We start from the raw sequence: 13,943 nt of genomic DNA on the forward strand, positions 1-13,943 counted from the left end.
GTTTACCCAACTCAGCAACACTATATATGGCGTCGAAGAGGTCGATATCTCAATATATTGATTCACCCTTTTTTAAGTCCTTAGTGAAGCCATGCGGCGGCCCCAATAAAGTCAGATTTGAACCGTCTAACAGTCTTAAGTTTCTGCGGCTGTGTTTGGTTGTGAGTTCGCGGGCTGAAAGCCCAGTTAGCTTTGCCGCAATGTGTATTAAATGGGCGGGAAGAAATGAGCCACAACCAGGCTGTCGGCACGACGCACGACGAACCTCAAATTGAAGGTCTGCAACCAGGCGCCAAACTGTTGCGCGGGCAATACGAAATCCTGCGCTTTCTGAGCAATGGCGGTTTTGGGATCACATATCTGGCGCGCGACAGCCTTGAACGTGACGTGGTTATCAAAGAGTGCTTCCCCGGGGCGCTGTGTAAACGCAGCGGTGATTTGGTTGAACCGGCCGATCCTGAATACAAAGAAGACCTGCGCGCCATCATAGACCTGTTCATTCTCGAGGCGCGCAATCACGCGCGATTGGTGCACCCCAATATCGTGAACGTGCATCAGGTGTTCGAAGACAACAACACCGCCTATATCGCGATGGACCTGATCCGTGGGTGCGATCTGCTTGAATATGTCGAGAACCCCGAAAACGACCGGGGCCCGGACTTCATCGTTCAGGTGACCGAAAAAATGTTGTCTGCGGTGGCATTCATCCACCAAAGCGGCATGTTGCACCGTGATATTTCACCGGACAATATTCTGATCGACGAGCATCATCAGCCGGTGTTGATCGATTTTGGTGCGGCGCGCGAGCAGGCGGCCCATAAATCCGCGGCGCTGATGACGTTGCGGGTGATCAAGGACGGGTATTCGCCACACGAATTCTACGTGCGGGGTGCAGATCAAGGGCCCAGCAGCGATCTCTATGTGCTTGCGGCAACCCTTTACCACGCCATCAGTGGTGAGCGTCCGATTGACGGTCAGACACGGTTGAACGCGTTCAACAGTGGCCATGCCGATCCCTATTCGCCGCTCGACGGTCGTTTTGTCGGCTATCCCAAAGACTTTCTGAAAGCGATCGACAAGGCGATGGAGGTACATGCCACCGACCGTCTGCAATCGGCGCTGGATTGGCTGCGTATGTTCCGTGGCCCGGACGTCATGTTCGACACGTTCGAGCATCGCCCGATCTCGGTCATTGTCGGGATGGACCGCAAGGACAAGGAAGAAGAGGCAGCGCGGATCAAGGCCGAGAGCGAAAACGCCGAGGCCGTTGTCACTGCGCTGCTGGCCGGAAACGCTGACTTGACCCTCGGAAACGAGGATAAGGCGGATCAAGATCTGGCCAAATTTTCCTCGGACGATGACAACAAGGTGGCGGTAGATACCGTCGTCCGAAGTGGTACCGGGGGTACCAAGAAATTTGTGCTGCTTGCAGGTGTTGCGTTGATTGCGCTGGCCGCAGGCGGATTTTATGTGATGTCGGGCAACACTGGTACGCCCGAGGCAAGCCCCGAAGCGGCAGTGGCCAACGATGCCATTGCGGTCGCCGGGGAACCGATCGAGCAGACCGCCGAGGCCATCACAGAGCCGAAACCGGCCGAGCCGGCCCCGGCGGCGGATTCAGATGTTGCACCGACCGAGCCTGCCCAGCAGGAAGAGTTCGTTACTCCCGAGGTTGCGGCAACGCTAGAACCTTTGGCCGCTGCATTGGCGCGGGCGCTGGAAGAAGCGTCCGACGAAACAGCGGCCGAGGATCATCCCATCGAAGCTGCGGCCGCACCGCAGCTTAATGAAACCGTGGCTGAAGACGTGACGCCCGTTGCAAAGGCGGCGTCAACACCGGTCAACCTTTCCGAAAAACAGGTGTCGTTTGCGCATTGGGATGTGACCATTCCGTTCCAAACGGCGCTTCGGCGCGCGTCCACTGGCAACACAATCGCGGTCACCGCTGTGAACCCAAACCAGGACATGTCGGTCATTGGTGAATGGGTGCAGCGTGGCGCGACCATCTTCACGCTGAATGGTGACCCGGTGCGCGCAGATCTTTCTCTTGCCGCTCATTTTCTGGACAGCTTTACCGTTGATCCTGATGGCCATATCCGCAAGGCCGCGCGCTATCGCGAACTTGGGCAGACGCGTGCTCAGAACGGCCTTTTGGCGCTTCCCGCACAGCGTAGCATCGGGCTGGAGAACGGCCTGACCTTTGAGGCGTCACATGTTTCGGATAGCGGCTGGCAAACTGTAGTGAACTCGATTGCTAATGAAGGTCAGACAAGTCTTCAGGTCGGCGACATCGTCTTGCGTGAAAGCAACACCGATACAGCGATTGACCAGCCCGAGGCTTTGGACGCCGTGTTGGCGACGCTGGTGGCCGAGAACACGCCCGAAGCCAAATTCACCGTGCTGCGCAACGGAACCGAAACAACCGCAACCATGCAACTGGCAGGAAACTGAGCGCGCGGCGCATCTGCCTCAACCCCGCGCTTCGGCGCTGAGAACTGAATTAACCCGCGGGCTCTGCCCCGCATCATTAGCGAAGAAGGTGTCGACACCATGTTCAAATATAAAAGCCCTCTGAGCCGGCTTCTGGAAGGTGCCGGCAAAGCCAAGGACGATGATCTCGCAGACGTCAGCGAGGTACAGGCCGAAGACAACAGCCAGCCTGAGCCCATCGCGGATTTCAACGCGCTGCGAAACGCGCTTGCTGGTGGCAATCTTGGCTCAGAGAGCTATGACGACGCCGACGAGTTGCTTCCAGAAGAGAAGATGGAAGAGTTTCCCGAGGAAGACCTCGTGGAAGAGGAACCTGCTGCAACCGAAATCGCGTCAGAAGATGATCCGGTTGTCACCTTGCATTTGACCGAAGCACAGGGCGTTTCCAGCCAAGAAGAGGTCATGGCAGCCGTTGCCGAGGCGACGATAGAGGTGGCTGAAGAGAAAGCGGAGCCAACCCCTGAGATTGAAAACATCACAGAGGTTGCCGAAATCGTCGAGCAAGTCGAACTAGAAGAGGAGCTGAGTGTTCCCGAGCCTCTCGCAAAAGCACCAGAGCCAACGCCGATCCCGGCAACTGCTCCGACTGGTGACCGCCGGTCTCGCGTCAAAACTACCTTCCTTGGGTTCGAGCGCGGTGACACCAAGGTACAGGACTTGATGGAAACGGCAGCTCCGGTCGCCAAGACCGAAGCGGCAGAGCCCACATTCCCCGTCGGCTGGCTTGTTGTAACCTCGGGCCCGGGTCGCGGCGCAGCTGTTACCTTGACCGAAGGACTGATGCAGATCGGTCGGAATGATGATCAGGCCATTCAGCTGGATTTCGGCGATACCGGCATCTCGCGCAGTAACCATGCGGTGATTGCTTACGACCCCGAAGATCGCAAATGCTATCTGGGCCATGGTGGCAAGGCCAACCTTGTGCGTTTGAATGGCAAGCCTGTCCTCAGCACCATCGCACTGTCCAGCGGTGACCTGATCCGCATCAGTGAAACCTCTCTCCGTTTTGCAGCCTTCTGCGATGATGGCTTTGACTGGCGGGATACCGACTGATGCTGGCAACCCCTGCATATGATGTTGCGCTGATCCTGGATAAGGGTCAGCGAGATACGCAGGAGGATGCGATTGCTGCCCGTGTTTTCGACGCGGCGCAGGCGGGCTATGTCGTTGTGGCCGACGGGATGGGAGGTCACGATGCAGGCGAAGTTGCATCTGGCCTATGTGTCTCGACCTGGCGTGCGGCGTTCGACGGATTGCTGGAAGACCAAGAGCTTTCGCAGGATGTTCTTGTCGATGTCTTGCCCTTGGCTGCTATGCAGGCCAACGCGGCCGTAGCAAGCCACAGCGAAGATCACCGTATTCAGCTTGGGTCGACCCTTTTGGGTGTGTTGCTGCTAGATCGAAACGTGTTTTGGATCTCGATTGGTGACAGCCCGCTCTACCTGTTCCGCGACGACAAATTGCAGCAGATCAATGAAGATCACTCGATGGCGCCAGTCATCGATGCCCAAGTTGCCGTCGGCTCGCTGACAGAGGCGCAAGCCAAGGCGCACCCGGATCGCAATCAGCTGACTTCGGTGATCATGGGTGCAGAGATTCCGAAGGTCGATAGCCGTGAAGTTCCGTTTGAACTGAAATCTTCCGACATCCTGGTCTTGGGCAGCGACGGGATTCAGTTTCTGAGTGACACCGAAATTGAGCAACTGATGCGTGCGCATCTGAATGCCCCGGCGCGCGACATTGCAGATGCGTTGCTGCAAGCGCTTCACGCAAAAAACGACCCGGATCAGGACAACATATCAATCGCCGTCGTTAAGCCGGCCCTTTCGTGAAATTGGTAGAAATACAGGACACATGAGAAACCATCTGATCATATCCAGCCTTGCGCTCGCAGCCGCAACTGGCGCAGCATCGGCACAAGAAGCCTGCTCAACCTACGAAATTCAGCGCGGCGACAGTCTGCGCGAACTGGCAATCGCGGTTTATGCGACGGAAGACTATGGTTTTCTCTATGACGTAAACCGTGATGTCATCGGGTCAAACCCCAACATCATCCGGATCGGTGATGTGCTGACATTTCCTTGTTTGGAAGACGTGGGACGGGCCCTGCCCGAGCCGGAGACCGAAGCAGAACGCATGGCGGTCGAAATGGCTTCGGAATTGGTGAAAGCTGCAGAAGAGCGCGCGTCGAAGGCAATCGCTGATGCGGAAGCCCGTGTCGCCGCCGCCGAAGCAGCTGCCAAAAAATCAAGCGAAGACGCGGTCATTGCCGCCAAGGCCGCCGCCAAGGCCGAGATTGAGGCCGCGCGGGTTGAAGGTGCTGCGTTGATCCGGAACGCAACCAACAGTGAGCGTCCTGAAATCCGTGATCGTCAGCTGCTGTTGATCACAGGTGGAAACTACGCCCCGTTCACGGATGAAGCCCTGCCCCATCGCGGTTTGTATACGCAGCTTGTTGAGACCGCCATGTTGCGGGCCGCGCCCGAGCAAGGATACAAGATCCAGTTCGTCAATGACTGGTCTTCGCATCTCGATTTGCTCATGCCGACACTGGCTTTTGACGGCACATTCCCGTGGTCGCGCCCAAATTGCGAAGCAGCCGAAAGCCTGTCTGAAAACGACCGTAACCGCTGCGAGACCTACAACTTCTCGAACCCGTTCTATGAAGTCGTTGATACGTTCTTCGCGTTGTCAGGCTCTGGCTATGAACAGACGCTCAGCTACGCGGATTTCGCAGGGACAACGATCTGTCGCCCCGAAGGTTGGTCTTTGTCTCATATGGATGCGGTCAGCTTGTATGAACCCGTCATAACCTTGATGCGGCCAGTCTCTCCGGATGATTGCTTCCACGCGGTCATGCAAGGTGAGGCTGACATCATCGCCATCGAAGCCCATCTGGCCGACGAGGCGATCAGCCGTCTGGGCTATGAGCATCAGATAATCGAAAACCCCAATCTGGCGGCAATCAAGTCGCTTAACGTCATGACCCACAAAGATAATCCAGATGGGGTAGCTGTCCTTGAGACGCTAAACCAGGGTCTGGCGATCATGCAGCAATCGGGCGAATGGCGCGACATCGTGTCAACAGCTCTTCGTTACCAAATGGAAAATGGCTAAGGCCCAAGTTGGCCGGGCAAAACAATAGTCTGGAGGAAGTGGACATGTTTAACAAAAAACTGAAGAAAGCAGTACTGTCGGCATCTGCCCTCACCGCTCTCAGTGCAAGCGCAGCGGCAGCACAAGAGGCCTGCACTAACTACACGGTTCAGGACGGAGATACGATGGCCACCATCGCGATCGCGGCCTATGGAACATCGAACTATCAGCCGATTTTTAACGCAAATCGGAACGCAATAACGAACCCTGGGTCGCTAGAGCCGGGTCTTGTTCTAGCCTTGCCGTGCGAAGACGGCAGCCTGCCGGATGGCCGTTCGGCTCAGGACATCATCGCCGCAGAAGAGCAGCGTGCCGCGAGCGTGCAACGCTCAAACGTTTATGCTCCGCCAATCAAGATGGTTGCAGGCAACGGCTGGGAACCGTTCACAACAGAGTCGCTTGCTGGTGGTGGCATCATGACACGCCTGGCTACAACGAGCTTGCAGCGGGCGGGCAACAGCCGTGACTATTCGGTCAGCTTTGTTGATGACTGGACCTCGCACTTGGAAACGCTTCTGCCCCTGGGCGCGTTTGACATTTCGATCGCGTGGACCGTGCCAGACTGTACAAACCGGTCTTATGAGTGGTCCCCAGAGACCGAAGCACGGTGCACGCAGTTTGTTGCTTCAGTTCCAGTTTATGACGTTGTCGGCGGTTTCTATACTCTGCCTGAGAGCGAATATACCAATGCGACCACGTTCAGCGATCTTGAAGGTTCAACGATCTGCCGCATGCAAGGGTGGAGCATGGTGGTTTTGGAAGAGGTTGGCCTGAATTACAACAACACGACTGTGGTCCAGCCTAACTCGGCACGCGAGTGCCTCGACGCTGTTCTAACAGGTACAGCCGATGTTGCAGCGTTCGAAGTGGAACTGTTTGCGGCAACGATGAAGGACATGGGCTTGACCTCGTCTGACATTGTCGAGAATCCTTATGTGTCGACGTTGTCGTCGATGAGCTTCCTGGCGCACCGTACAAACCCATTCGCGCGAGAGTACATCGCGATGATGAACAAAGGTCTGAACGAAATGCGCGAGTCAGGAGAATGGTACGCCATCATCTCTGACACTCTGCGTGAGCATAACGAAAAACTGATTGCAGCGTCGAACTGATCCCTCGGTTTACGCATTCACTGGGGCCGGTTGTTGAACCGGCCCTTTTTCGCTCATGAACAAGACGTTCTGCCGAGAACAGTCAAAAGTTGCAGCGGCAAACTTTAACCATAATTCGGACGAATTTTGGTCTTTCCGCGAACCTACAACGTTCATGTCTACGGGAAACCCCGAATATTTTTTCGGGTCCAATGTTCTAGACTGGGCTTAACAATACCGGTGTCGGCTTAGGGCCGCCCCACTCACTCAGAAAAAGGCTGGCTATGGGGGCCAGCCTTTTTTCGTGTGTATTTGAGGGAACGGTCGAAAAAAGCCGGCCCAAGCAGGCCGGCTTTTCCGTTTTCGTTGTCGGGCAAGATCAGTCGATGATTGCGTTCAGCGTGGCGCTGGGACGCATGACCTTGGCCGTTTTTGCTGCGTCCGTGTGGTAATACCCCCCCAGATCGACCGCAGGACCTTGGGCTGCTGCCAATTCCGACAAGATCTGCTGTTCGTTGTCGGCAAGCGCTTTGGCAATGGGTGCAAACTCCGCTGCCAGATCGGCATCTTCCGTCTGCGCCGCCAGGGCTTCGGCCCAATAGCGGGCGAACCAATAGTGGCTGTCGCGGTTGTCCGGCTGACCCACTTTGCGGCTGGGCGATTTGTTGTTGTCCAGGATCCCCTGCGTTGCCGCTTCGGCTGCAGCCCCCAGAACACCGGCCTTGGCATTGCCTTTGCTGTCGGCCAGGAAGTTCAGCGATTCACCCAGTGCGCAGAACTCACCCATCGAGTCCCACCGCAGGTGGTTTTCCTCGACCAACTGTTGCACGTGCTTCGGTGCCGAGCCACCCGCGCCGGTTTCAAACAGACCGCCACCCTGCATCAGTTTCACAATCGACAGCATCTTGGCCGACGTGCCGAGTTCCAGGATCGGGAACAGGTCGGTCAGATAGTCACGCAACACGTTGCCGGTGATGGCGATGCTGTCTTTACCGGCCGTAATAGTTGTCAGCGTCTGATGCGTTGCTTCGCGCGGGGCCATGATCTGGAACTTGTCGGCCACGCCAGCAGCCTCAAGCGCCGGTTTGACGTATTTGATCAGCTCGGCGTCATGGGCCCGGTTTGCGTCCAGCCAAAAAATCGCCTCGGACCCGGTCAGGCGCTGACGGTCCACCGCCAGTTGGATCCAATTTTCGATCGGCGCTTTCTTGACGGTGCAGGCGCGCCAGATATCACCGGCCTCAACTTCATGCGCATGCAGCGTCTCACCATTGGCCAGAACGATGCGGATTGTACCATCCGCAGGGGCCTGGAACGTGGTCGGGTGCGAGCCGTACTCTTCTGCCTTCTGCGCCATGAGGCCCACATTGGCAACCGCACCAGCAGTCGCCGGGTTCAACGCGCCATTGGCTTTGAAGAACTTGATAGCCTCATCATAGACCGGTGCATAGCAGCGGTCGGGGATCACACAATTGGTGTCACCCTTGGCGCCGGTTTCATCCCAGCCCTTGCCACCTGCACGGATCACGGCAGGCATCGAGGCGTCGATGATCACATCCGATGGCACGTGCAGGTTGGTGATGCCCTTGTCACTGTCGACCATATACATCGACGGGTGGTCGACCTTCAGCGCGTCAATGGCGGCCACGATCTCGGCATTGCCTTTCACCCGCTCCAGAAGGTCACCCAGGCCCGAGTTCGGGTTTACACCCAGCGCGTCCAGTTCAGCGGCATACTTGTCGAACACAGGGGCCAACCACGCCTTGACCGCATAGCCAAAGATGATCGGGTCGCTGACCTTCATCATCGTGGCTTTCATATGCAGCGAAAACATCGTGCCGTCTTTTTTGGTGTCTTCGATGGCATCGGCCAGAAATGCCGACAGAGCTTTGACGGACATGAAGGTCGCGTCTGCTACGGTGCCCTCTTCCAGCGGCCAGCCGTCTTTCAGAACGGTGGTGCTGCCATCTTTGCCAACAAATTCGATCTTTGCATCGCATGCCTGCGCAGCGGTGATGGTGGCCGATTTCTCGTTGGCATAGAAGTCGTTGCCTGACATCGACGAGACTTTGGTCTGGCTGGATGCCGCCCATTCCCCCATCGAATGCGGGTTCTTCTGGGCATAGTTCTTCACCGCCTTCGCCGCGCGGCGGTCGCTGTTGCCTTCGCGCAGAACCGGGTTCACGGCCGAGCCCTTGATCGCGTCATAGCGCGCGCGGATGGCCTTTTCCTCATCGGTCGAAGGCTCTTCGGGATAGGTGGGGATGTCATAGCCCTGCGATTGTAGCTCTTCGATGGCCGCCACCAGCTGCGGGACCGAGGCTGAGATATTGGGCAGCTTGATCACATTCGCATCGGGGGTTTTCACCAGTTCACCCAGCGCGGCCAGATCATCAGTGATACGCTGCTCATCGGTCAAATTCTCGGGGAAGGTCGCCAGAATGCGACCGGCCAGCGAGATATCCTTGGTGCCGACACTGACACCCGCAGCGGATGCGAATTTGCGAATGATGGGCAGGAACGAGGCGCTCGCCAGCTCCGGCGCTTCGTCTACAATGGTATACAATATATCGAAGTTCGATTTTTCTGCCATGTTCCGTTACCTTTTTTAAGCCTTTCAGGGGCGTGCGATCCAAGAGTATGTGCCATGGTCCAACCTGGCACCGAGCCGTAACGGGGTAATGAAACCCAACCGGAGACTCTGATGTGACAGGGCCTCCCTTAAATCAGGATTGGCTTGGGATCAATCACCTATCCGGGCGCAAATTGACACGGGGCGGGAAAGTGAACGTTAAAGCCCTCTCGGAGTCTCTGGCAATTTCAGCATTGCATAGAAGGCGCTTAAATCGCTCTTTTCATGTTGATGAATAATACAGTCTGAAATCGCCTGTTTCAGATGCGCACCTGATCCTTTGTCAGCCATTTGGTCGACTTGAATGCTTTTTGATCCGATCAGGCGCAGCATGAAGAGCCGACCGCTTTTGCCGGAAGTGCCCAGGAAGTCTCCCATCTCTCTTTTAGCCTAAGCGAACTCATCAACCCTGCGCATAGAATTCAGCACATAGCAAAGCGGCAAGGCGGGTTATCATGTAAAGTCCTTAAGCTCAAATCCGGGTTCTTTGGACCCGTTCACAGTTCAAAAAGCAGGTCTGCTGGCTTGAAGTTCGGGTTTGCAGATCTGCCACCCCTCGCCATTTAACCTGTTTGAACCTTCACAAGAAAATGCGGCCGAACTAAGGATATCAGTCCCACAAGTTGCGGTTTTGCCTGAAATTTGAACAGCTTCCCGTCAAGTTCTGCTTGCAAGCTGGCACCGAGTGGACAAGACCTGTGGATAGTCTCAAGAATATGGCGGTCAGTATCTGTGCGTCGAAAGAGTAAAGAGGTTTCTATGCAGCCATCCAAGGCCCGAACATTTGACGCTCGGCTGAAGTCGTTACTGGGGCAGGTCTATCCGGATCAAAATGCCGCCGAATTGGGCGCGCAGGTTGTTGACGCCTTTTGGCCAGACACCGCACATCCCAGAAAACGCGGTCGTGTGCCCAGCAACAATCTGTGGAGCGAAAAAGATGCGTTGGTCATAACCTATGGCAACTCGATCCTGGATGGTGCGCATAAACCGCTGGATTTGCTGCATGATTTTCTGCTGCGCCGCCTCAAAGGGGTGGTGAACGGTGTTCACATCCTGCCGTTTTTTCCCTTCACCTCGGATGATGGTTTTGCCGTGACTGATTTTCAGTCGGTGAACCCGCAGCTGGGGGATTGGGCCGATATCAACCGGATTGGTGGCGATTTTCACCTGATGTCTGATCTTGTGCTGAACCATGTCTCAAGTCAGGGGACCTGGTTCAACGCCTATCGGCAGGGGCAATCGCCCTATGACGCGTTCTTTTTCGAGGCCTCGCCCGATGATGACCTGAGCGACGTTGTGCGCCCCCGGACCACGCCCTTGTTGCAAGAGGTCGAGACGGCAAACGGGCCCAAACATGTCTGGTGTACGTTCAGCCATGATCAGATTGATCTGGATTTCTCGAACCCCGAGGTGTTGCTGGAATTTCTGCGGATCATCCGCCTGCATGTAGACAACGGCGTACGCATCATCCGTTTGGACGCCGTCGCCTTTCTTTGGAAAGAGGTGGGCACACCCTCGATCCACCTGCCCCAGACCCATGCCATCGTGAAGTTGATGCGTCTGCTGTGCGATTATGCGACTGAGACGATCATCCTGCTGACCGAAACCAATGTGCCGAAAACAGAAAACCTCAGCTATTTTGGCAACCGGGACGAGGCGCATGCGATCTACAATTTTCCCCTGCCCCCGCTGATCCTGCACGCGGTCATGTCGGGTTCGGCCGCTTATCTGCGCCGCTGGCAAAGCGGGATGCCGCCTGCTCAGATGGGATGCGCCTATCTGAACTTTACCGCCAGCCATGACGGTATCGGTATGCGCCCTGCCGAAGGGATATTGCCCGCCGAGGAACAGGCGCGGATGATCGACACGATCAAAGAGGTTGGGGGGCTTGTTTCGATGCGCGCCCTGCCCGACGGGCGCGAGGCCCCGTATGAGATAAATACCACCTATTACGAGGCCACGGCGCAGACCTTTGCAGGCAAGGATGATCATCACTTCGATCGGTTCGTCTGCTCGCAAACCATCCCGATGTCGCTGGAAGGCATTCCGGCTTTCTATATCCATTCGCTGCTGGCCGCCCCCAACGATCACGAACAGGTCGAACGGCGCGGCATGAAACGCGGGATCAACCGGCACAGATGGGATTACCCGACGTTGAACGCGTTGTTGGATGATCCGTCTACCCCGCAGGCAAGAGTTCTGAAAGCGCTGTCAGATCGGTTGCGGATCAGAACGCGCCAACCGGCCTTTCACCCCAACGCCACACAATTCACCATCCCACTCGAGGATCGCGTTTTTGGGGTTTGGCGTCAAAGCCTGGACCGCTATCAATCGATCTTTGCCCTGCACAATGTCAGCGACCAGACGGTCGAGGTTCCGCATCTGTCGATGAACCTTATCGATGATGAGGCCTGGGTCGATCTGCTAAGCGGTGATGTCGTGGATATGTCGACCGATACTGTTACACTTGCGCCCTATCAGTGCCGCTGGATCAGTAATCGCAGTTAGTATTCCTTTTCGTCCGCGCGGGCGGCTTGGGTGATGTCGGACAGAAAGCTTGGGTCAGCCGCATGTATGCGGTTCCAGGTCGGGATAAACGGCGTCTCATGCGGGTTGTCCAAGAAGATTTGCCCCGCACGCATGATGTTTTCGGCAAACATCTCAATTGATTGCTCTTCCTTGTGGCGGTCGACAGACAGCCCGTTCATCTTGGCGTCGTTGTAATAGGCCTCCAGCAGGTCCAGCGCACAGCGATAATAGGTGGCCTTGAGCGTGCGGAACACGTTCGGCGTAAAAACCGTTCCGTCAGCCGCCAGTTTGCGGAAGATGGCTTTGCAGATATCGGTGGACATTCGGTTCAGGCCCGCATGGGCCTCGTCTGGGTTCAGATCCTGATGCTTGTGGTCATAGGCGTCCGAGATATCCACCTGACAAACCGCCTTGGGGGCCAGATTGCGCCAGGCCTCAGACAAAACACCTATTTCCAGCCCCCAATCGGAGGGGATGCGCAGGTCGGGCAGAATGGCGGTGCGCATGGCAAATTCACCCGATAGGGGATAGCGGAAGCTGCGCAGGTAATCGATATAATCGCGGTCGCCGATGACCCGTTTCAGGGCAATCAGGATCGGGCTGACCAACAGCCGCGTCACGCGCCCGTTCAGGTTCTGCCCGCCAATCCGAGGGTAATATCCCTTGGCAACCTGATAAGGGAAGCTGGGATTGGCCACGGGATAGACCAGCCGGGCCAAAAGCTCTTTGTCATAGGTGAGGATGTCACAATCATGGATGGCCATCACCGAACTGTCAGCGCAGCCGATCAGATAGCCCAGACAGGACCAGACATTCTTGCCTTTGCCCTGCTCGCTGGGGGCAAGGCCCATTTTCTTCAACCGCTCTCCCAGTGCAAGCATGCGCGGGCTGTCGTTCCAGATCACGATATGATTTTGGTTAAGGTCCTTGAAGAACGACTTGGCATGGCGAAACTGCGCCTCATCCGCCGCATCCAGGCCAATAATGATCCGGTGCAGATATTTGACCTTTGACAGCTCGGACAGGATATGCGGCATCGCCTGGCCTTCGAGCTCGGAATAGAGGCACGGCAACACCAGAGAAATCTTGCGGGTTTCGGCAAAGCTGCGCAGCTCATATTCCAGTTCATCGAGGGATCGAGTGTTGAGATTATGCAGCGTTGCGATGTTCCCGTTCTGGTGAAAGTCGCTCATTCCTTAGTATTCCCTTGCAAGTCCAGTCTGTTCAGAAGGTCCAGAACAGCTCTATTCCATCCTGCGGGCCCGGCCAACTCTGTTCGCAGGATGCGCCCGCTGTCTTCGCCTTTCAATGGGCCCAAGGCCGGGCGATGCGGGTTCGCGACCACGACGCCAAATTCGGCATGTTCCAACATCAGCACGTCATTGGGCGCATCCCCAAGCGCAATCGTATGCCGGGGGTGATGCTGCGCGATGATCTCAGTCATACAATCCGCTTTGTTCCGCCCGAAAGAAAGCGTCAGAAAGCGGCCGCCTTGTTGGGCCGTGATGCCCTGACTTTGCAAGGCCGCAAGAAAATCTGTCTTCTGTGCGTCGGATCCCTGCCAAAGCCCCGGCTCGGAAAATCCGCGCTGCTGGGCCAGGGTCGCAGCATCGGGGCTGAGGCCCGTCATCTCGACAACACCAGCTGCCGATACATCGCCAAAGCCCTTGAACGGTTGGCGCAGGCCTTTTGGCATTGCGTCCAGCACTGCGCGTAACCTGTCATAGTGTGTCCGATCGGGAATGTCGTCGGCAAAGGGCGGCAGTATACCCGCGCCGTTTTCGACGATGGCGGGCCACTTCTCAAAGCCCAGATTCGCCCGCAGACCACTGATTTCCAACGCGGTTTTACTGCTGGCTAAAATGACGGCAGTGGGCAACGATTGAAGAGCCTTCAGCGCCGGTTTTGCGGCATCCCACCGATAGGTTTCGTGGTCGATGAGTGTTCCGTCCAGATCTGTGAAGATCATCAGGCCTAGGTCTTCGGTCATGCCCGATCATAGGGCCCGATCTTTGACAGACGCAACAGCCGGTCAGGTGCAAATG

General features: G+C 56.4%; 10 protein-coding genes. 6 read left to right on the forward strand and 4 right to left on the reverse strand.

The features are described from left to right. The first annotated feature begins 225 nt into the window (after positions 1–225). From GOX45_RS15080 to GOX45_RS15100, 5 genes are all read left to right on the forward strand, one after another. Positions 226–2,451 carry a serine/threonine-protein kinase gene (locus GOX45_RS15080; protein WP_171101981.1) on the forward strand — a complete coding sequence of 742 codons (2,226 nt, stop codon included), beginning with the start codon at positions 226–228 and terminating at the stop codon, positions 2,449–2,451. Positions 2,452–2,550: 99 nt separating this feature from the next. Beyond that, positions 2,551–3,543, forward strand: coding sequence for an FHA domain-containing protein (locus tag GOX45_RS15085; RefSeq protein ID WP_171101982.1), 993 nt, complete (start codon positions 2,551–2,553; stop codon positions 3,541–3,543). Continuing rightward, a complete protein-coding gene (locus GOX45_RS15090; RefSeq protein WP_171101983.1) occupies positions 3,543–4,322 on the forward strand; it encodes a PP2C family serine/threonine-protein phosphatase in 780 nt (259 codons plus the stop codon). Before GOX45_RS15085 ends, GOX45_RS15090 begins: the two co-directional genes overlap by 1 nt. A gap of 22 nt (positions 4,323–4,344) precedes the next feature. After that, a complete protein-coding gene (locus tag GOX45_RS15095; RefSeq protein WP_171101984.1) occupies positions 4,345–5,607 on the forward strand; it encodes an ABC transporter substrate-binding protein in 1,263 nt (420 codons plus the stop codon). A gap of 44 nt (positions 5,608–5,651) precedes the next feature. Then, on the forward strand, positions 5,652–6,758 hold the full coding sequence (locus GOX45_RS15100) for a transporter substrate-binding domain-containing protein (RefSeq protein ID WP_171101985.1): 1,107 nt from the start codon (positions 5,652–5,654) through the stop codon (positions 6,756–6,758). Between the two features lie 358 nt (positions 6,759–7,116). On the opposite strand, the gene GOX45_RS15105 is transcribed toward GOX45_RS15100, so the two are convergent. Continuing rightward, positions 7,117–9,330: an NADP-dependent isocitrate dehydrogenase gene (locus tag GOX45_RS15105; protein ID WP_171101986.1), complete on the reverse strand. Its 2,214-nt coding sequence runs from the start codon at positions 9,328–9,330 to the stop codon at positions 7,117–7,119. Positions 9,331–9,528: 198 nt separating this feature from the next. After that, positions 9,529–9,747: a hypothetical protein gene (locus GOX45_RS15110; RefSeq protein WP_171101987.1), complete on the reverse strand. Its 219-nt coding sequence runs from the start codon at positions 9,745–9,747 to the stop codon at positions 9,529–9,531. A 381-nt stretch (positions 9,748–10,128) separates the two neighbouring features. Here GOX45_RS15110 and GOX45_RS15115 point away from each other — a divergent pair, with 381 nt between their 5' ends. Then, a complete protein-coding gene (locus tag GOX45_RS15115) occupies positions 10,129–11,877 on the forward strand; it encodes an alpha-amylase family glycosyl hydrolase (RefSeq protein WP_171101988.1) in 1,749 nt (582 codons plus the stop codon). On the opposite strand, the gene GOX45_RS15120 is transcribed toward GOX45_RS15115, so the two are convergent. Both GOX45_RS15120 and GOX45_RS15125 read right to left on the reverse strand, forming a co-directional pair. Further along, positions 11,874–13,091, reverse strand: coding sequence for a glycosyl transferase (locus GOX45_RS15120; protein WP_171101989.1), 1,218 nt, complete (start codon positions 13,089–13,091; stop codon positions 11,874–11,876). The two genes, GOX45_RS15115 and GOX45_RS15120, sit on opposite strands and share 4 nt — an antisense overlap. After that, the gene (locus GOX45_RS15125; protein WP_171101990.1) at positions 13,088–13,888 is read right to left on the reverse strand and encodes a mannosyl-3-phosphoglycerate phosphatase; all 801 of its coding nucleotides are present in this window, start codon (positions 13,886–13,888) and stop codon (positions 13,088–13,090) included. Before GOX45_RS15125 ends, GOX45_RS15120 begins: the two co-directional genes overlap by 4 nt. Positions 13,889–13,943 lie beyond the last annotated feature (55 nt).

Source organism: Ruegeria sp. HKCCD7255 (genome assembly GCF_013031565.1).
GTDB lineage: Bacteria > Pseudomonadota > Alphaproteobacteria > Rhodobacterales > Rhodobacteraceae > Ruegeria.

Excerpts from the sequence above, each read along its gene's own strand:
- GOX45_RS15115 (WP_171101988.1), top strand. The coding sequence starts at position 10,129 with ATGCAGCCATCCAAGGCCCGAACATTTGACGCTCGGCTGAAGTCGTTA.
- GOX45_RS15090 (WP_171101983.1), top strand. The coding sequence starts at position 3,543 with ATGCTGGCAACCCCTGCATATGATGTTGCGCTGATCCTGGATAAGGGT.
- GOX45_RS15100 (WP_171101985.1), top strand. The coding sequence starts at position 5,652 with ATGTTTAACAAAAAACTGAAGAAAGCAGTACTGTCGGCATCTGCCCTC.
- GOX45_RS15125 (WP_171101990.1), bottom strand. The coding sequence starts at position 13,888 with ATGACCGAAGACCTAGGCCTGATGATCTTCACAGATCTGGACGGAACA.
- GOX45_RS15080 (WP_171101981.1), top strand. The coding sequence starts at position 226 with ATGAGCCACAACCAGGCTGTCGGCACGACGCACGACGAACCTCAAATT.
- GOX45_RS15105 (WP_171101986.1), bottom strand. The coding sequence starts at position 9,330 with ATGGCAGAAAAATCGAACTTCGATATATTGTATACCATTGTAGACGAA.
- GOX45_RS15120 (WP_171101989.1), bottom strand. The coding sequence starts at position 13,091 with ATGAGCGACTTTCACCAGAACGGGAACATCGCAACGCTGCATAATCTC.
- GOX45_RS15085 (WP_171101982.1), top strand. The coding sequence starts at position 2,551 with ATGTTCAAATATAAAAGCCCTCTGAGCCGGCTTCTGGAAGGTGCCGGC.
- GOX45_RS15095 (WP_171101984.1), top strand. The coding sequence starts at position 4,345 with ATGAGAAACCATCTGATCATATCCAGCCTTGCGCTCGCAGCCGCAACT.
- GOX45_RS15110 (WP_171101987.1), bottom strand. The coding sequence starts at position 9,747 with ATGGGAGACTTCCTGGGCACTTCCGGCAAAAGCGGTCGGCTCTTCATG.